Origin of the sequence: Nocardioides sp. AE5 (genome assembly GCF_031844485.1) — a bacterium.
Lineage (GTDB): Bacteria > Actinomycetota > Actinomycetes > Propionibacteriales > Nocardioidaceae > Nocardioides.
Genome location: NZ_JAUZVI010000001.1, coordinates 496,786 through 514,246, shown reverse-complemented (window position 1 = coordinate 514,246; position 17,461 = coordinate 496,786). Strand labels below are relative to the sequence as shown.

Annotated in this window: 17 protein-coding genes and 1 pseudogene; 9 read left to right on the top strand and 9 right to left on the bottom strand. The window is 68.9% G+C overall.

Features of this window, described 5'->3' with window-relative positions; all coding sequences use genetic code 11:
- The first annotated feature begins 1 nt into the window (after nt 1).
- The 5 genes from fliQ to Q9R27_RS02400 all read left to right on the top strand — a co-directional run bounded on the left by fliQ (nt 2) and on the right by Q9R27_RS02400 (nt 4,969).
- Nucleotides 2–271, top strand: coding sequence for a flagellar biosynthesis protein FliQ (gene fliQ, locus Q9R27_RS02420; RefSeq protein WP_311250723.1), 270 nt, complete (start codon nt 2–4; stop codon nt 269–271).
- Nucleotides 272–274: 3 nt separating this feature from the next.
- A complete protein-coding gene (locus tag Q9R27_RS02415) occupies nt 275–1,045 on the top strand; it encodes a flagellar biosynthetic protein FliR (RefSeq protein WP_311250722.1) in 771 nt (256 codons plus the stop codon).
- Between the two features lie 4 nt (nt 1,046–1,049).
- Complete coding sequence (locus Q9R27_RS02410) at nt 1,050–2,213, top strand: EscU/YscU/HrcU family type III secretion system export apparatus switch protein (RefSeq protein ID WP_311250721.1); 1,164 nt, start codon at nt 1,050–1,052, stop codon at nt 2,211–2,213.
- Nucleotides 2,214–2,645: 432 nt separating this feature from the next.
- Entirely contained in the window at nt 2,646–4,706 is a 2,061-nt protein-coding gene (flhA, locus tag Q9R27_RS02405) for a flagellar biosynthesis protein FlhA (protein ID WP_311250720.1), read from the top strand.
- Nucleotides 4,703–4,969, top strand: a complete 267-nt coding sequence (locus tag Q9R27_RS02400; protein ID WP_311250719.1) for a hypothetical protein — start codon at nt 4,703–4,705, stop codon at nt 4,967–4,969. Before flhA ends, Q9R27_RS02400 begins: the two co-directional genes overlap by 4 nt.
- Nucleotides 4,970–5,283: 314 nt before the next feature.
- Here Q9R27_RS02400 and Q9R27_RS02395 read toward each other — a convergent pair whose 3' ends face one another.
- The 4 genes from Q9R27_RS02395 to Q9R27_RS02380 are packed head-to-tail and all read right to left on the bottom strand — an operon-like array spanning nt 5,284 to nt 9,191.
- Complete coding sequence (locus tag Q9R27_RS02395; RefSeq protein WP_311250718.1) at nt 5,284–6,399, bottom strand: histidine kinase; 1,116 nt, start codon at nt 6,397–6,399, stop codon at nt 5,284–5,286.
- Between the two features lie 9 nt (nt 6,400–6,408).
- Nucleotides 6,409–6,801: a type II toxin-antitoxin system ParD family antitoxin gene (locus tag Q9R27_RS02390; RefSeq protein WP_311250717.1), complete on the bottom strand. Its 393-nt coding sequence runs from the start codon at nt 6,799–6,801 to the stop codon at nt 6,409–6,411.
- A 53-nt stretch (nt 6,802–6,854) separates the two neighbouring features.
- A complete protein-coding gene (gene pdxH / locus Q9R27_RS02385) occupies nt 6,855–7,484 on the bottom strand; it encodes a pyridoxamine 5'-phosphate oxidase (protein WP_311250716.1) in 630 nt (209 codons plus the stop codon).
- A gap of 42 nt (nt 7,485–7,526) precedes the next feature.
- Nucleotides 7,527–9,191: an AMP-binding protein gene (locus Q9R27_RS02380; protein ID WP_311250715.1), complete on the bottom strand. Its 1,665-nt coding sequence runs from the start codon at nt 9,189–9,191 to the stop codon at nt 7,527–7,529.
- A gap of 191 nt (nt 9,192–9,382) precedes the next feature.
- Here Q9R27_RS02380 and Q9R27_RS02375 point away from each other — a divergent pair, with 191 nt between their 5' ends.
- Nucleotides 9,383–10,489 carry a citrate synthase 2 gene (locus Q9R27_RS02375; RefSeq protein ID WP_311250714.1) on the top strand — a complete coding sequence of 369 codons (1,107 nt, stop codon included), beginning with the start codon at nt 9,383–9,385 and terminating at the stop codon, nt 10,487–10,489.
- Nucleotides 10,490–10,637: 148 nt separating this feature from the next.
- Nucleotides 10,638–10,766, top strand: a pseudogene (locus Q9R27_RS02370) (SDR family NAD(P)-dependent oxidoreductase); the annotation flags it as partial.
- A gap of 559 nt (nt 10,767–11,325) precedes the next feature.
- Here Q9R27_RS02370 and Q9R27_RS02365 read toward each other — a convergent pair.
- Nucleotides 11,326–11,904 (bottom strand): GNAT family N-acetyltransferase, encoded by a 579-nt coding sequence (locus Q9R27_RS02365; protein WP_311250713.1) that lies wholly within the window; start codon nt 11,902–11,904, stop codon nt 11,326–11,328.
- Between the two features lie 57 nt (nt 11,905–11,961).
- Between Q9R27_RS02365 and serC the strand changes: the two genes are divergently transcribed.
- Nucleotides 11,962–13,080, top strand: a complete 1,119-nt coding sequence (gene serC / locus Q9R27_RS02360) for a phosphoserine transaminase (protein WP_311250712.1) — start codon at nt 11,962–11,964, stop codon at nt 13,078–13,080.
- 62 nt (nt 13,081–13,142) lie between these two features.
- Here serC and Q9R27_RS02355 read toward each other — a convergent pair whose 3' ends face one another.
- Complete coding sequence (locus Q9R27_RS02355; RefSeq protein ID WP_311250711.1) at nt 13,143–13,388, bottom strand: hypothetical protein; 246 nt, start codon at nt 13,386–13,388, stop codon at nt 13,143–13,145.
- A 6-nt stretch (nt 13,389–13,394) separates the two neighbouring features.
- Here Q9R27_RS02355 and Q9R27_RS02350 point away from each other — a divergent pair, with 6 nt between their 5' ends.
- Nucleotides 13,395–14,672: an ATP-binding protein gene (locus tag Q9R27_RS02350; protein ID WP_311250710.1), complete on the top strand. Its 1,278-nt coding sequence runs from the start codon at nt 13,395–13,397 to the stop codon at nt 14,670–14,672.
- Between the two features lie 40 nt (nt 14,673–14,712).
- On the opposite strand, the gene Q9R27_RS02345 is transcribed toward Q9R27_RS02350, so the two are convergent.
- From Q9R27_RS02345 to Q9R27_RS02335, 3 genes are read right to left on the bottom strand one after another with little or no spacing between them, the layout of a single operon-like run.
- The gene (locus Q9R27_RS02345) at nt 14,713–15,210 is read right to left on the bottom strand and encodes an O-acetyl-ADP-ribose deacetylase (protein ID WP_311250709.1); all 498 of its coding nucleotides are present in this window, start codon (nt 15,208–15,210) and stop codon (nt 14,713–14,715) included.
- Nucleotides 15,211–15,247: 37 nt separating this feature from the next.
- Nucleotides 15,248–16,243: a hypothetical protein gene (locus Q9R27_RS02340; RefSeq protein ID WP_311250708.1), complete on the bottom strand. Its 996-nt coding sequence runs from the start codon at nt 16,241–16,243 to the stop codon at nt 15,248–15,250.
- A complete protein-coding gene (locus Q9R27_RS02335) occupies nt 16,243–17,457 on the bottom strand; it encodes an SAM-dependent methyltransferase (RefSeq protein WP_311250707.1) in 1,215 nt (404 codons plus the stop codon). Before Q9R27_RS02335 ends, Q9R27_RS02340 begins: the two co-directional genes overlap by 1 nt.
- Between the last annotated feature and the right edge of the window lie 4 nt (nt 17,458–17,461).

Here is a 17,461-nt window from a genome sequence, read left to right as displayed (position 1 = left end):
CATGACTGATACCACCGTCATCGAGATCGCCCTGCAGACCATGCTGGTCGCGCTGAAGCTGAGCGCACCCATCCTGGTCACCGCCCTGGTCATCGGCTTCACGATCTCGCTCTTCCAGTCGATGACCCAGATCCAGGAGTTCACCCTGGCCTTCGTGCCGAAGCTGGTCGGGGTCGGCGTCGCGCTGCTGGTCTCGGGCAACTGGATGCTGCACACGCTGATCTCCTTCACCCAGCAGCTCTTCGAGCGCATCCCCGGATTGCTGGCCTGAGCCATGGCCATCACCCTCGCCGGCGACGCCCTGGTCACGTTCCTGCTGGCCTCGGTGCGGATCATCACCTGGATCGCGATCGTGCCGCCGTTCTCCACCCGGGCCATCCCGGCGATGGCGAAGGTGGTGCTGGCCCTCGGCCTGGCCCTGGCGATGGCCCCGGTGCTGGGCACGCAGCGGGTCGACATGGGCACGGCTGCCTTGGTGATGAACGTGCTCACCCAGGTGCTGATCGGGGCAGCAATGGGGTTCGTCACCTATCTGCTCTTCATGGCGGTGACGATGGCGGGGTCGCTGGTGGACATGTTCGGCGGCTTCGCGATGGCGGCCGCCTTCGACCCGATGACGATGAACATGAACACCGTCTTCGGCAAGTTCCACCAGATGCTGGCCACGATGCTGCTCTTCGCCACCGGTGGGCACCTGCTGGTGATCGGCGGGCTGCTCAGCACGTTCCGCTTCCTGCCGCTGGGGTCGGCGCCCGAGAGTTCGACGATCACCGACGTGATCACCACAGCGTTCAGCCTCTTCTTCACCGTCGCGGTGCAGATCGCGCTGCCGATGATCGCGGTCCTCTTCATTGCCGACCTGGGCCTGGCGCTGCTGACCAAGGTGGCGCCGCAACTGAACGCGATCAACGTGATGTTCCCGGCCAAGATCGGCCTGACGCTGCTGCTGATCGGGCTCAGCTTCCCGGTGTTGCCGCACGCGATGGCGATGCTGGTCGACCTCGCCAACGAGGCGATGTTCGAGATCTCCGGCGGCGGGGGGTGATCCGGTGAGCGCGAGCAGTGGTGAGGAGAAGACCGAGAAGCCCACTCCGAAGAAGAACAAGGAGAACCGCAAGGAGGGCCAGGTCCCGCGCACCCAGGAGATCGGTGGCTGGGCCAGCATGATGGTGGTCGCGCTGGCGCTGCCGGCGTTGCTGAAGCGGGAGTTCGAGGCGCTGCACGGGCTCTTCGTCACGTCGTTGCGTGCCGGTGAGCATGCCGACGTCGCGATCGCGTTGAAGGTGCTCGGCCAGGGCATGTGGCATGCGTTCCTGGTGCTGGTCGTGCTCGGTGCCGCGGTGATGCTGCTCGGGGTCGGGGCGGCGCTCTCCCAGGGTGGTTTCTACCTGGCCACCAAGGCGATGAAGCCGAAGCTCTCCAAGCTCGACCCGATCAAGGGCGCCAAGCGGATCTTCGGGCCGCAGGCCTGGTGGGAGGGCGGCAAGATGCTGATCAAGTCAGCCCTGGTCGCGATCCTGGTCTATGCCGCGATGCGTGCCCTGATGCCGATGCTGGGTGGGTTCATCCCGATCCCGTCGATGCTGGAGATCGTCGGGCAGAACGCGCTGTCGATGATCCGCAACATCGCGCTGGCCGGCCTGGTGATGGGCGGGGTGGACTATCTGATCACCCGGCGTCGGATCGGCAAGCAGACCCGGATGACCAAGACCGAGGTCAAGCAGGAGCACAAGCAGTCCGAGGGTGACCCGATGCTCAAGGGCGCCCGCCGCTCGCGGCAACTGGCCGTCTCGCGCAACCGGATGCTCGCCGACGTCTCCAACGCCGACGTGGTCCTGGTCAACCCGACCCACGTCGCGGTGGCGCTCTCCTATGACGCCGAGAAGGGCGCCCCCCGGGTGGTGGCCCGCGGTGCCGGCGTGATCGCGGCGAAGATCCGCGAACGCGCTGCCGAGTCCGACGTACCCCTGGTCCGCGACATCCCGCTCGCCCGCGCCCTGCACTCCTCGACCGAGGTCGGCCAGGAGATCCCCGCGGAGCTCTTCGCCGCGGTGGCCCAGGTGCTCGCCTTCGTGATCAGCCGCCGTTCGCGGGGCCAGCTCGGCGGGGCCCACCGCAGCCCCCGCTCTGAGTCGGAACTCCCGGCCGTGCCTGCGATCGGCCGCCGACGGCGTACGCCCACCCGCGCGAACCCAGCCCCCGCGCCTGCCTGACCCGCCGAGGCGGCACGAGTTGACGCCGTACGACGCCGAGGCGGCACGAGTTAACGCCGCGTCTCAAGGGCCCGCCCGGCGCACATGCACCCTTTCGGCCCCGAATCGCCAGATTCCGGGGCGCCTCGGGCGCACATGCACCACTTCTGCCCGCAGCCGCGACGAGCTGCCGCCGTACGACGCCGCGACGGCACGCTTCGGCGCACATGCACCGTTCCGGCCCCGAATCCCCGGAATCCGGGGCGCCTCGGGCGCACATGCACCACTTCCGCCCCCGCCCGCCACGTCAACACGTGCCGCCTCGACGCAAATCCCTCAGATACGCCGCGACCCGGCCGATGGACCGGGTGACGCCAGGACGGCGTCACCCGCAGGTGCCACGGACGGCACGACTCGATCGAGTCGCATCGACCCGTCCGGAAGGCAGCATCCATGAAGCGGATCACCCAGCTCGCGGTGCCGGTAGGCATCGTGTTCATCGTGGTGATGCTGGTGGTCCCGCTGCCGCCCATGGTCCTGGACCTGCTGATCGCGCTGAACATCACCGGCGCCCTGCTCATCCTGCTGACCGCGATGTTCGTCAACAAGCCGCTCGAGTTCGCCGCGTTCCCCGCGGTGATCCTGGTGATGACGCTCTTCCGGCTCGCGCTGAACGTGAGCGCCACCCGGCTGGTGCTCCTGGACGGTTATGCCGGCAAGGTGATCGACACCTTCGGCCACTTCGTGGTCGGCGGCTCGCTGATCGTCGGCATGATCATCTTCGTCATCCTGCTGGTCATCCAGTTCGTCGTGATCACCAACGGTGCCGGCCGGGTCGCCGAGGTCGGGGCACGCTTCACCCTCGACGCCATGCCCGGCAAGCAGATGGCCATCGACGCCGACCTCAACTCCGGACTCATTGACGAGGAGGAGGCCCGGCGGCGACGCGCCGAGGTGCACGCGGAGGCCGATTTCTACGGCGCGATGGACGGCGCCTCCAAGTTCGTCAAGGGCGATGCGATCGCCGCGATCGTGATCACCCTGATCAACCTGATCGGCGGCTTCGCCGTCGGCGTTGCCCAGCTCGGGATGCCGATGGGCGACGCGGTGGAGACCTACAGCCTGCTCACCGTCGGGGACGGTCTCGTCTCCCAGATCCCCGCCCTGCTGCTGTCGGTGGCGACCGGCCTGATCGTCACCCGCTCCACCGCGGACGAGGACATGGGCTCGGACATCCTCAAGCAGATCGGTCGGCGTCGGATGCCGCTGCAGGTCGCTGGCGGCGCCGCGATCGCGCTCTGCCTGATCCCGGGCCTGCCGAAGCTCCCCTTCCTGATCGCCGGGGGCCTGATGCTGGTCTTCTCCGCCCGCCTGGAGAAGGAGTCTGCCGAGGACGAGTCGCTGCCCGAACTGGCCGCTGCCGCACCGGCGCCCGCGGAAACGCCGGAGCAACTGGTCGCCGAGATCCAGGTCGATCCGCTCGGACTCGAACTGTCGGCCGACATGATCGACCTGGTCGACGCGAGCGCTGGCGGGGACCTGCTGGACCGGGTCAAGGCGCTGCGCCGCAAGGTCGCCGGCGACCTGGGCATCGTGATCCCCCCAGTCCGCACCCGCGACAACCTGGAACTCCCCTCGGCGACGTACGCGATCAGGCTCTTCGGCGTTGAGGTGGCCCGCGGCACCGCACCGTCGGGCACCGTGCTGGCCATCGGCGACGTGCTCGCCTCCATGCCCGGCGAAGCCACCAAGGAGCCGGTCTTCGGCCTCGACGCGAAGTGGATCCCGGCCGGGCTGCGGCACCAGGCGGAGCTCTCCGGGGCCACCGTGGTCGACCGGGCCTCGGTGATCACCACCCATCTGGCCGAGGTCGTCACCCAGCACGCGGCACGCCTGCTCGGGCGCGAGGACGTCCGGATGCTCACCGACGTACTCAAGGGCACCCACCCGGTCGTGGTCGAGGAGCTCACCCCCAGCCAGCTCAGCCTGGGCGAGGTGCAGCGAGTGCTGCAGGGCCTGCTCGACGAGGGCATCGCGGTCCGCGACCTGGCCCGGATCTATGAGGCGCTCTCGCTCAAGGCGCAGGCCACCAAGGAGCCGGAGGCGTTGATCGAGGCCGCCCGTACGGCGTTGGGCCCGGCCATCGTCGCGCCGTACGCCGTCGGGGGCACCGTCCACGTGATCAGCTTCGAGCCGCTGCTGGAGCAGAAGATGCTCGAGGCGCTGCGGATGACCGAGGGTGGCGCGGTGATCGCGCTCGACGCCGACCTGGGCCAGCACGTCGTCACCGAACTGCTCCGGCTGACCACCGAGGCGGAGAACCAGGACCTGCGTCCGGTGCTGGTCTGCTCGCCGCAGGTGCGCGCGGGCGTACGCCGGATGGTGCAGCCAACCATCGAGCGGCTCCCGGTTCTCTCCTATTCCGAACTCATCTCGACGGCAAGTGTCCGATCCGTCGGTGTCGTCTCCGCCTCGCGGAGCGGCGCTGACCAGACCCTGGCGGTGACCGCATGAACGAAGTGAACCCTGCCTCTCCCCCGGTGCTGCTCGCTGCGGCCCTGGTCGTCTCGCCCGCCCTGTGGCAGGCCTTCGTCGTGGGCGACCTGCCGATGGGCACGGCTCTGACGCGGTTTCTGCTCGCCGTGGTCGCCAGTTGGGTAGTGCTCTCGGTTGCGATCTCGCTGCTGCCGGAACGGAAGCCTGCGCACCGGGAGAAGGACTCAGCCGCCGAGCCGACGCCGGTGCCCGTCAACCCGGGTGGTCCGACCACGTCCTGAAACGACAGAGGACCGCTGTCGCATGCTTGCCCCGGGGATGACGGCGCCCTCAGGGACCCAAGAGCGCACGTGCTACGACGGCGACGCCGTCTGGGCGTCGGTATGCGTGGGGTCCAGTGGTGATCATCACCTTGTCCGCGAGCCGGCCGCCAAGCGCTTCACCGAGCCAGTTCAGGTGCCGAACGTCGCTGTTCGCCACTGCTGTCCAGAACGGAGTCGATCACTCGACGTCGATCATCCATGCCTTCAATCCAACAGATCTCGGACTTCCTACTGGGCAAAAATAGGTCTTCCAATCATCAAGAACTAGGCGCTCAGGGCGCCAGTGGGACCTGCCAGACCAGGCGTGTCCCACCTGCCTCCTCGCCGGCATGGGTCAAGGTGCCGCCGAGGTCCTGGGCGCGACGGCGCGCGTTGCGCAGGCCCGACTCGACCACCTCGCCGTCGATGCCGGTGCCGTTGTCGATGACGGCGAGCCGGACCCGCCCGGGCGCCTCGTCACGGCGTACGTCGACCTCGACGCGGCAGGTCGTGGCGCCGGCATGGCGGGCCACGTTGGAGAGCGCTTCGCGCAGCACGGCCAACAACTGGGCTGCCACCGGGTCGGGCACCAGCGCGTCGACCGCACCCGTGATCCGCACCAGCGGCGTGAACCCGAGCACCGGGACATATTCGCGCACCAGCTTGCGTACATCGGCGCGCAACGAGACCCGGCCGCGATACTGCAACTCGAAGATGGTGGTCCGGATGTCGCGGATCGTGGTGTCCAGGTCCTTGACCGCACTGGCCAGCAGTTCGGTCACTGCCGGGTCGTCGACCTTGCCCCGCACCCCCTGCAACTGGAGGCCGGTGGCGAAGAGCCGCTGGATCACCACGTCGTGCAGGTCGCGCGCGATCCGGTCGCGCTCGGCGACCAGCATCAGTTCCTGGCGCTCGGCCAGGGCGACGGTGCGGTCGATGGCCAGGCCTGCCTGCTCCACGAACATCCCCAGCAGTTCCGCGATCTCCTCATCGACACCGGGCGCAGGATCGGCGCCAGCATGCTCCGGCAGGGAGGCCACGATCAGCCTGGGCTCGGCCAGCACCGCATGCAGCGGGGCCAGCACCAGCACACGGCCGGCACCCTGGACGACGCTCATCTCGCGGCCGTCCGTGAGCAGGGAGACCACCTCGTCCTCCACCGCAGCCAGCATCGCTGGCAGGTCCCGCTCCCCCGGTCCGTCAACCGCGACGATCGTGGGCACCTGGTCGCGCACCCACAGCAGTGCCGCCACCTCCCCGCCGACCAGGGTGCGTGCACCGCGGGCGATCTCTTCGACGACGTCCTCGGCATTGGCCGGGTCGTGCAGGCGTGCGGTGAGCGCGACGATCGCCTCCAGCGCCAGGCGCCGACGCTCGCCGGCCTGGTCCTCGGGGCGGCGCGGGTTCACCCGCTCAGGCTAGTGCCCATGGAGGCCGGCGATGCGGCTTTCGCACGTGCTGGCTGCACCCAAGGTTGTCACACCCAACCGGCCTCGGGAGCAGCGTGACGCTTGGGTTCCATGACCTCGCTTGGCAGCACGAGCGTCCAGTTCGGTGCGCACAGCATCCCAGAATTCTTCGCGCGCGTGCGGAGTACTGATGTCGAGGTAGTTTCCTGCATCAACATCATCGAACCCGGCTCTCACAGCCTCCTGTAGCGCTGCGTGCTGATCGGCGTGGTCCCGCCGCTCCTTTTCGATCCTCCGCAGTCCGTCGGCAACCGCCTCTGCCGCGCTCCTGTAGACACCCTCCGCGATGAGGGAACTGATGAGCGCCTGCTGGTCACCGCTGAGCTCGACCTGCTGGGTCATGGGTCGCACCTCCTGGTTGATCGATTCTAGTCGACTCGGCCGACGCAAACGCCTCACGGCGCCAGCCGCTCGCGCTCCCAGCCAGGTGTCGCCCGACGGAACCGGATCCGGTCGTGCATCCGGTTGCCGCGTCCCTGCCAGAACTCGATCGCGTCGGGCACCACGACGTACCCGCCCCAGTGCGGCGGCACCTCGACCGCATCGGGCATCCGGGCATCAGCCTCGGCGAAGCGCTCATCCAGCCCGGCACTGGTGGTCACGCGCGACTGCGGTGAGGCCCAGGCGCCGAGTTGGGCGCCCCGGGGCCGGGTCGCGAAGTACGCCGCCACCTCGTCGCGCTCGAGAAGTTCCGCGCGGCCGGTGACCCGCACCTGCCGCTGCAACGGATGCCACGGGAAGAGCAGTGCGCAGCGTGGGTTCGCAGCCAGGTCCTCACCCTTGGCGGAATCGAGGTTGGTGAAGAAGCTGAACCCGCGCTCGTCGAGTCCCTTCAGAAGCACCATCCGGGCCGAGGGCTGGTCGTCGTCCCCGGTGGTGGCCAGCACCATCGCGTTCGGCTCGGGCAACACCCGCGCCTGGTCGAACCAGTCGCGGAAGAGGGCGATCGGATCGGCGCCGGCCTCGTCCTCGGACAGCCCGGCAGCGGTGTATTCGGCGCGCAGCGCAGCGAACTCGTCGACCATGGCCCCACCGTATCCGCGTGCCGGACCAGCAGCTCGATCCGCTCAGCGTGCTGCGGGGTTGCGGTGCCGGGCCGCCTCCTCGTCCAGTACGGCGGCACGCTCAGCGCCGACGGACTGGTAGGCGCCGTCGATGCACTCGAAGACATCGACGCCGTGCCACCCGGCGCGGCGCAGCGTCGCCTTGTCGGTCTTGCGGGTGGCTGTGACCGGGATCGGGTCGCAGAGCCGGACGAACCGCGGCACCGCCTTCGCACTCAGGTCGGGCTCGGCCGCCAGGTCGGCGGCGAACGTCTTGAGCGAGAAGTCGCCGTCCACGTCCAGTGCCGCCATCACCGCATCCCCGGTGTGCGGGTCGGGCACCGGATAGACCGCGGCAGCGTGGACACCGGTGAACCGTTCCAGGATCACCTCGATCGGGCGGGCAGCGAGGTTCTCCGAGTCCACCCGCAACCGGTCCGCAGTCCGGCCGGCGAAGTAGAAGAATCCGTCAGCATCGCGATAGGCAAGGTCGCCGGTGTGGAAGTTGCCGTCGCGCAGCCGTTCTGCGGTCGCAGTCGGATTGCGGTAGTAGCCCTCGAACCGGGCGGCGCCGCCCAGGGCACGGATCTCGCCGATCGCCTCCGCAGGGTTGAGCACGTTGCCGTGCTCGTCGAGCTCGGCCGGCGGGCACACGTTGCCGTCCTCGTCGACGACGTCCGCGTCGTACCCGATCTGTGGCTTGCCCAGCGCGGCCTCGGGGGTGTCCGGCGTACGCACGATGTGGATCGCGCCCTCGGAGGATCCGTAGGACTCGAAGAGCATGCATCCGAAGCGGCGCTCGAACTCGGCCCGATCCGCGGCCGACGCTTCGGTGCCGAACGCGAAGCGGAGCCGGTTGTCGGCCTCACTGGGATGCTCCGGCTGGGCCAGCACATAGGCCAGTGAGCGGCCGACGTAGTTGAAGAAGGTGGCGCCGAACCTCTGCAGATCACCGCGGAAGTTGGAGGCGGAGAACTTGCGCCGGATCGCGTACGCTGCCCCGTTGGCCAGGCACGGGCCCCAGGCCGCCATCAGCGCATTGCCGTGGAAGAGCGGCATCGCGTTGTAGGCGACGTCGTCGGGGGTGAACTCGATCGGGTTCAGCTGGCACAGCGCCGCGAACCGACCGCTGGAGCAGATCACCGCCTTGGGCGCACCGGTGGATCCGGAGGTGAAGAGCAGCAGCATCCGGGCGGTCGGGTCCAGCGCGGCCGGGCGGATCGACGGCGCGCCACCGGCGTGGGCCGCCAGCAACCCGTCGTACGCCGTGGTGCCCACCGTCCAGACCGGGAGCCCGTCGGGGACTGCCGCGGCAAGCACCTCGCGGTCCTGCTCTTCGCAGACCATCACCCTCAGGTCGGTGCCGGCGATGTCGCCGGCGAGTTCCGCGCCACGGCGGGTGCGGTTCACCCCGACCAGGGTGGCGCCGGCCAGGATCGAGGCGCCCAGCCAGAACATGTATTCGTCGGTGTTCTCCATCATCACGCCGATGTGCAGCGGCTGGCCCTCAGGCCGGGCCGCTGCCCCGAACTCCGCCTCGACCAGGCGCGCCCGGGTCTCGGACTCGGCGACGAACTCGCGCCAACTCCAGCGCTTCTCCTCGAAGAGCAGGGCGGTGTTGTCGTCCTCGGCGCGGGCCAGCAACAGTTCGGCCGTGGTCGCGACCATCGGGGGTGTCTCGGCGCTCATCGGATCCAGCCCACCACTGTCGCGTCCCGTGAGCCACGTCACTCCAGCTGAGTGGGACCGTTCCGGGGCACTCGGGACACCGCTCCAGCACTCGTCTTGCCGAGGCGGGTGTGCGCCCGGGCGCGACGAGGGGCAGAATGCGAGATTGGAAAACATCCAGCGCAGCTGTCGAGAGCAAGAGGAGCTTGTCCATGACCGAGGTTCACCACGGCCTTGAGGGCGTCATCGCATTCGAGTCCGAGATCGCCGAACCGGACAAGGAGGGCTCTGCACTGCGTTATCGCGGCGTCGACATCGAGGACATCGTCGGGCGGGTGCCCTTCGAGAACGTGTGGGGCCTGCTGATCGACGGCGCCTACACCCCCGGTCTTCCGGCCGCCGAGCCCTACAACCTCCCCGTCCACACCGGCGACGTCCGGGTCGACGTGCAGGCTGCGGTGGCCATGCTGGCCAAGTCGTTCGGCTTCGGCCAGACCTATGACATCTCCGATGAGCAGGCCCGCGAAGACCTCGCCCGGGTGGCCGTCATGGTGCTCTCGTACGCCGCGCAGTCGGCGCGCGGACTGCACCTGCCGGTGGTGCCGCAGAAGACCGTCGACGAGGGCAGGACGCTGGCCGAGAAGTTCCTGATTCGCTGGAAGGGCGAGGCCGACCCCAAGCACGTCAAGGCGATCGACGCCTACTGGTCCTCTGCCGCCGAGCACGGGATGAACGCCTCCACCTTCACCGCCCGGGTGATCACCTCCACCGGTGCCGACGTGGCCGCCGCCTTCTCCGGCGCCATCGGCGCGATGTCCGGCCCGCTGCACGGCGGCGCCCCGTCCCGCGTGCTCGGGATGATCGAGGAGGTCGAGAAGCGCGACGGGGACGCCGCCTCCTACGTCAAGCAGTTGCTGGACAACGGCGAGCGCCTGATGGGCTTCGGCCACCGGGTCTACCGCGCCGAGGACCCGCGCGCCCGCGTGCTGCGGCGTACCGCGCGGGAACTGGACGCGCCCCGCTACGAGGTCGCCGAGGCCCTGGAGAAGGCCGCCCTGGCCGAGTTGCGCGAGCGCCGCCCGGACCGCGTGCTGGAGACCAACGTCGAGTTCTGGGCCGCGATCGTGCTGGACTTCGCCGAGGTCCCGGCGCCGATGTTCACCTCGATGTTCACCTGCGCCCGCACCGGCGGCTGGTCGGCACACATCCTGGAGCAGAAGCGGACCGGTCGCCTGATCCGGCCGTCCGCGCTCTACGTCGGCCCCGACTCCCGTCCGGCCGACTCGGTCGAGGGCTGGAACGCTGCCTGGGCCGAGTGACCGGCACCTCCCCACTGCGCACAGGCGTCCCGCGTCCTCGCTGCTCCGGCAACCAGGATGCGGGACGTCCTGCATTCCCCGCCAGATCATTTCGTTGATCTTTCAATTATTCTGCCTGAGGTTGGGGCTGAACCTATTCACATCGACCATGAAGAGAAGTGAGACGGCGCAGCGAGTTCTGATCACAGCAGGCGCCGGCGGGATTGGCCTGGCCATCGCCAAGGCCTTCGTTGCCGACGGTGCCCGCGTGCACATCGCCGACATCAACGAGGAAGCAGTCCGGGCCGCGACCGGCCCCGAGCTGGGCGTGGCCCAACTGGTGACCAGCCAGATCGCCGTCGGCACCGCTGTTCTATGCGATGGCATCGCTCAACACCTACGGCATGCTGGCGTGGATGCCGACGCTGCTGCAGGACTCCGCCCTGACCAAGGACAGCGCCGCGGCCGCCTTCTCCGTCTTCACCTTCATGACCCTGCCGATGGCCTTCCTGACGCCGATGATCGCCAGCAAGATGCGCGACCCACTGCCGCTGGTGGTGCTGCTCAGCGCCGTCGCCCCGATCGGCTACCTGGGGATCGTCGTCAACACCGACCTCGCCCTGGTCTGGGCATTCATCGCCGGACTGGGCGGCGGCTCCTTCCCGCTGGCGATCACCATGTTCAGCATGCGCACCCGGACCACGGCCGGCACCGCGGCCCTCTCCGGGTTCGCGATGGACGTCGGCTACCTCTTCGGCCCTCGGACCCTGATGGGTGGCGCACTGTTCTCCGCCACCGACGGGTGGACCGTCCCCCTGCTGGCCCATGCGGTGACCGGCCCAGATGCTCATCGGTGGCTACTGGATGGCCCGCCCCGACCGCAACCTCGAGGACAAGTTCGCCTGATCCTGGGCGCCAGGGGCCGCCAGGTCCTTGGCGAAGCAGCGCGAGAGCGGCGAGTCGCGGTAGTGCCCGAACCCGTCGATGCGCTGATAGCCGAACGACTCATAGAGCGCGATCGCTTCCGGCTGCTTCACCCCGGTCTCCAGGATTGCCACGCGGGCGCCAGCCGCGTACGCCGTCGCTTCGAGGTGGGCGAGCATCCTGCGCGCCAGGCCGGTGCGCCGCACGATGGCGGCGACGTACATCCGCTTGATCTCGGCGGTGTCAGTGGAGCCGAGCGCCCGTACGTCGTTGCGTCGGCGCCAGGCGCCCGTTGCCGCGGCCACGCCGTCGACGTACCCGACGAAGAACGACCCCGACGGCTTCTCGAACATCTCGGGGGTCAGCGGGGTGTCGTCCGGGCCGCCGTAGCGGGCGACGTACTCGGCCTGCACCTCGGCGACCAGCCGCAGCGCATCGGGATGGCCGTAGGGCACCCGCTCGATGCGGATCACCGGGCGGGCCGGCCCATCGACCGGCGTGTGTTCTGGCACCGGCTCAGGATATGGGGTTGCCGGAGCCACCCTGGGCCCAAGTGAGAGAATGCCGGTGTGACCGACATCAAGATCCCCGCAGACCTGTTGCCCGCTGATGGTCGCTTCGGCGCCGGACCGTCGAAGATCCAGACCTCCCACCTCGACGCGCTCGCCGCGACCGGCGACAAGCTGCTCGGTACGTCGCACCGCCAGGCCCCGGTCAAGGACACCGTGGGTCGGGTCCGCGAGGGCCTGGCCGCGCTCTTCGGCCTGCCGGAGGGCTACCAGGTCGTGCTCGGCAACGGTGGGGCCACGGCGTTCTGGGACATCGCCGCGTTCGGCCTGATCCGGAACAAGTCGCAGCACCTCACCTTCGGTGAGTTCTCCTCCAAGTTCGCCACCTCGGTGAAGAAGGCGCCCTGGCTCGCCGAGCCCAGCGTGGTCGCCTCCGACCCGGGCTCGCGCCCGGACGCGGTCGCCGAGGACGACATCGACGCCTATGCGTGGGCGCACAACGAGACCTCCACCGCCGTGATGGCCCCCGTCGTCCGCCCGGTCGGTGCCGCCGATGACGCGCTGGTGCTGGTGGACGCGACCTCGGGTGCCGGTGGCCTGCCGGTGGACCTGAACGAGGTCGACGTCTACTACTTCGCGCCGCAGAAGTGCTTCGCCTCCGACGGTGGCCTGTGGATTTCGATCATGTCGCCGCGGGCCCTGGCCCGGGTCGAGGAGATCGCCGCGACCGACCGCTACGTGCCGCCGTTCTTCGACCTGCCGACCGCGATCGACAACTCCGCGAAGAACCAGACCTACAACACCCCCGGTGTTGCGACGCTCTTCCTGATGGCCGAGCAGCTCGACTGGATGAACGCGAACGGTGGCCTGGCCGGCATGGTCGAGCGGACCACGGCATCGTCGAACGCGCTCTATGGCTGGGCCGAGAAGACGTCGTACACCGCGCCGTACGTCGCCAACCCCGAGCACCGCTCCCTGGTGATCGGCACCATCGACTTCGACGACTCGATCGACGCCGCGCAGATCGCCAAGGTGCTGCGCGCCAACGGCGTGGTGGACACCGAGCCGTACCGCAAGCTCGGCCGCAACCAGCTGCGGATCGCGATGTACCCGGCGATCGACCCGAGCGACATCGAGCAGCTCACCCGCTGCATCGACCACGTCGTCGGCGCCCTCTGACCCACGAACGCTTACTCGTTGCGTCGCGAACGCTCACTCGTTGACGTTGCGACCCTGATCGTTCAGGAACGGAGCGCCTGAGCGATCAGCTCGTACGCCGAACGGTTGAAGGCGACCATCCGCGCCGCGGTGACCTGCGTCGGCGTGGCGCGAAGCGTCTCGATCGCGGCAGCCGCGGCATCCTCGCGCGGCCAGCCATAGACCCCCGCGCTGACCAGCGGAAAGGCGAACCGCTCACCAACATCGATTCTTGGTCCTTCATAGTCCTCGAATTTTGGTAATTTGATGCCCTCGAATTGTGGTAGCATCTATCTGTGTCCGCGCCATTGGCTGGCATAGTTGCCCGCCGAATCACACCGCTCCTCAACACCCTGAGCGCCGAGGAGCCCGTCATCGCGCTGCACGGCCCTCGGGCGGTCGGAAAGTCGACGATCCTGCACACCTTCGCTAAGACCCGCGGCGTTCCGGTAGTTGATCTTGACGACCCGGCAGTGCGCGAAGCGGTGCTGGCCAGCCCGGCCGCCGCTGTGGGACAGCACACCCCGCTGTGCCTGGACGAGTACCAACATGCGCCCGACCTCCTCGACGCGCTCAAGGCGCGCCTGAACCGGGAGGGTTCCCGGCCAGGCACCGCAGTGCTGACTGGCTCCACCCGCCAGGACGCCCTTCCTCGAACGGCGCAGGCGTTGACTGGGCGGCTGCACTCGATGAAGATTTGGCCGCTGTCCCAGGGCGAAATGGCCGGGGTGGTCGAGAACCTACTCCCAGCATTTCGCGAGGATCCCGAGGCCACGGTGCTGGCCCACCCTTCGTCGTCCACGACCCGCAGCGACTACATCAGTCGAGTCTGCGCGGGCGGTTTCCCGTTGGCGGTCAGTCGGACCCCGGCAGCACGGAACCGGTGGTTCGACGACTATGTGACCCAGTCCGTCGAGCGTGACGCTCTGGAACTGGTGCGCATCCGGCAACGACAGGTCTTGCGTGAACTATTGAACCGCTTGGCCGGTCGGACCGGTCAGGTCTTGAACCTGAGCAACGCCGTGGACGGTCTCGGGGTGGAGCGCAAGACCGCCGATGAGTACACCAAACTCCTTGAAGACCTGTTCCTGATCGCTCGGCTCCCGGCATGGGGCAAGACGCTACGAGCACGGGCAACGTCCAGTCCCAAGGTTCACGTAGTCGACTCTGGCCTTGCGGCACGATTGCTGCGGCTAACCCCAGAAAAAATGGCCAGCCTGGACCCGACCGCACTCACCGAGTTCGGCAACCTGCTAGAAACGTTCGTGGTCGGCGAGTTGCGCAAGCAGGTCTCGTGGCTTGAGGAGCAGGTCACCGTGGGCCACTGGCGCACACACGACGGCGACGAGGTCGACTTTGTCGTCGAGTTCGACGACGGGACTGTGCTGGCTTTCGAGGTCAAGGCCGCTGAGCGCATTCCAGGGAAAGACTTCGCCGGACTCCGCAAGCTCCGCAATGCACTCGGAGACCGCTTCATCGCCGGAGTGGCTTTGTCCGCTGGCCAGCGGTCGTTCAACTACGAGGACCGGCTCTACGTCATGCCCATCGACCGGTTATGGACCCCGATTGACTGACCCACGAACGCTCACTCGTTGACGTCGCGACCCTGATCGTTCAGGAACGGAGCGCCTGAGCGATCAGCTCGTACGCCGAACGGTTGAAGGCGACCATCCGCGCCGCGGTGACCTGCGTCGGCGTGGCGCGAAGCGTCTCGATCGCGGCAGCCGCGGCATCCTCGCGCGGCCAGCCATAGACCCCCGCGCTGACCAGCGGAAAGGCGACGCTCCGCGCGCCGAGTTCATCGGCGACCGCCAGCGCCCGGGCATAGCAGGAGACCAGCAGTCCGCGGTCGCGCTCACCGGCGGTGAAGTTTGGGCCGACCACGTGGATCACCCAGCGAGCCGGCATCGCACCAGCCGTGGTCCAACCCGCATCCCCGGTTGCGAGCCCATCAGGGAAGCGCCGCTTGCAGTCCTCCAGCACGTCCGGCCCACCGGCGGTGTGGATCGCCCCGTCGACGCCTCCCCCGCCACGCATCCGGCGGTTGGCGGCGTTGACCACCGCATCGACGTCCTGGGTGGTGATGTCTCCGGTGACGACGGTGATCTCCATGGCCCCAGTGTGCACTCCACACCGGAGCGGCGACTCCTCAGCGCGGCCGGAGGGAGCGGACCAGGACCACGACGAGCACCAGGCCGGCCAGCCCACCAATCACCCACGGCATCACCGCCGGGTCGTCAGCACCGGCGGTGGTGTCCTCGACCCCCGGCAGGTCACCGGCCGGGTCATCCGACGTTCCCGCCTCCGGGGAGTCAGGCTCCTCGACCGTCCCGGCCACCACCGCAGCCAGGTCCGGCGGCAACTCGACCCGGACCACGTCGGTGTTGATCCCCTCGGTGCTGATCCACATCTCGCCATCGGGGGTCACCGCGATCCCCTCCCCCTGCTGCTGGGAGGGCAGGTCCACATCACCGACCTGTCGCATGGTCGCGGTCTCGAAGATGAAGACCCGTCCATAGTTGCGCAACACGAAGTGCGCCCCATCGGGGAAGAACGCGCCGTCGGTGACCAGTGCCGGCGCCTCGGCGACGGGCGTGAACACATTGGGCTGGGTCGCGGACAACTCCGCCGGGGCGCGGAGGATCTCGCCGCCAACGACTGCCTTGGTCACGGCGTACATCTGGCCGCTCACCGGGTGCACGAGCAATGCCTCGGCGTCGTCGGCCCCGCCCTCCCAGGCCACCTCGTACCGCTCGCCGGGCACCGTGGTCGTCGTCGCGGAGACCGGCACCTTGGTCACCGCCAGGTCGTCGCGGCGGCGCAGGTTGTCGCCGATGTCACCGACCCAGACCGCGGCCTCGCCCCCGGCCGCCGGGGCCAGGGCCTCCACATCGACCGCGGGTCCGTCGTAGGAGACCACGCCGAGGGTCTCGCCGGTCTCGGGTGAGACGACGAAGACGCGTGCCGCATCGCCCGAGTCGTTGACCGTGACGGCGAAGTCGTCGAGGGCGACCAGCCCACTGGACTCGTTGATCTCGCGGTCGGCGAAGGTGAAGACGGTCTCGCCGGCCGGCGCGGTGGCGGCCATCGCGACCCCCACGGCGAACGGTGCCGCAATCAGCGCCCCGACGACGAGCCGTTGCATCACAGGTCCACGAGCTCGGCGAGCTTCGGCGCGACGCCCCACATCGCGGTGAGCTCGTCGTACTCCTTGCGCACGCTGCCGCCCTTGACCCGCCCACCGGCGCGGACCGCACGGAGCAGGGTGTTGCGTGGGGTGTGCTCGCTGCCGACGAACTCCACCACGTCCACCTTGTAGCCGCTGATCCGCAGGATCGATGCCCGCAACGCGTCGGTGAGCGTGTCGGCGAACCGCTCGCGCAGGATGCCGTGCCGGGTGAGCATCGAGTACGGCGTCGGGGTCGGGTTCTTGCGCAGCTGTGCGGAGATGTCGTGGTGGCAGCACGGGGCGGCCAGCACCAGCGGCGCCTGCCAGGCCAGTCCGCGGGCCAGCGCCTCGTCGGTGGCGGTGTCGCACGCGTGCAGCGCGAGTACGACGTGGGGTGGCTGGTCCAGGGCGGCCGCGGCGATGGTGCCGACCACGAAGTCGGTCGAGTTCGCCACCCCGAGCCCGGCCGCGACGCCGGTGTTGTGATCGGCCGACTGTTGCTTGACGTCGACGCCGGTGACGTGGACCGGGAGCCCGCGCACGTGGGAGAGGTAGCGGTGCGCGGCAAAGGTCAGGTAGGCGTTGCCGCAGCCCAGGTCGACGATCCGCAGCGGTTCGCTCGCCGTCGGCTTCGGCAGGGCACCGCTGGTCAGCGCGTCGGTGATCGAGGTGTCGAGCAGGCGCAGGAACTCCTCGACCTGGCGATACTTCGCCTGGCGGGTCGGCTTGATCCGGCCTTGTGCGTCCGAGATCCCGAGCGCGACCAGGACGGGGTCGTCCTCGGGCAGCAGCCGCTGCTTGGCCTGGTCGTGGTCGCGGGAGACCTCGACCTCGGCGGCGCGGGCGGTGGTGTGCACCATCGCCTCAAGCTTCTTGGTCACCCGCACCTGGTGCTGTTCAGTGGTGGTCTCCACGTGCCAGTTGCCAAACGGCATGTCGAGCAGGTCGTCCACCGCGTCGCGGGCCGCGTCCCCGGCTGCGTGGTTGGAGGTGTGCGCCTGCGTCTCGTCGTACGCCGTGACCTGCAGGTGGCGACCGGCCTTGAGGTCGACGTAGCGCAACTCGACCCGCTTCCATCGCGGCGTCTCCCCGCGCTGGCGACCCGACGCGACGGCCCGCACGAGCGTCTCGTCGTCGAGGATGATCGCCCGCATCCGCGACAGCGCCCGGAGCAGTGGTTCGGCGGTCATCAGC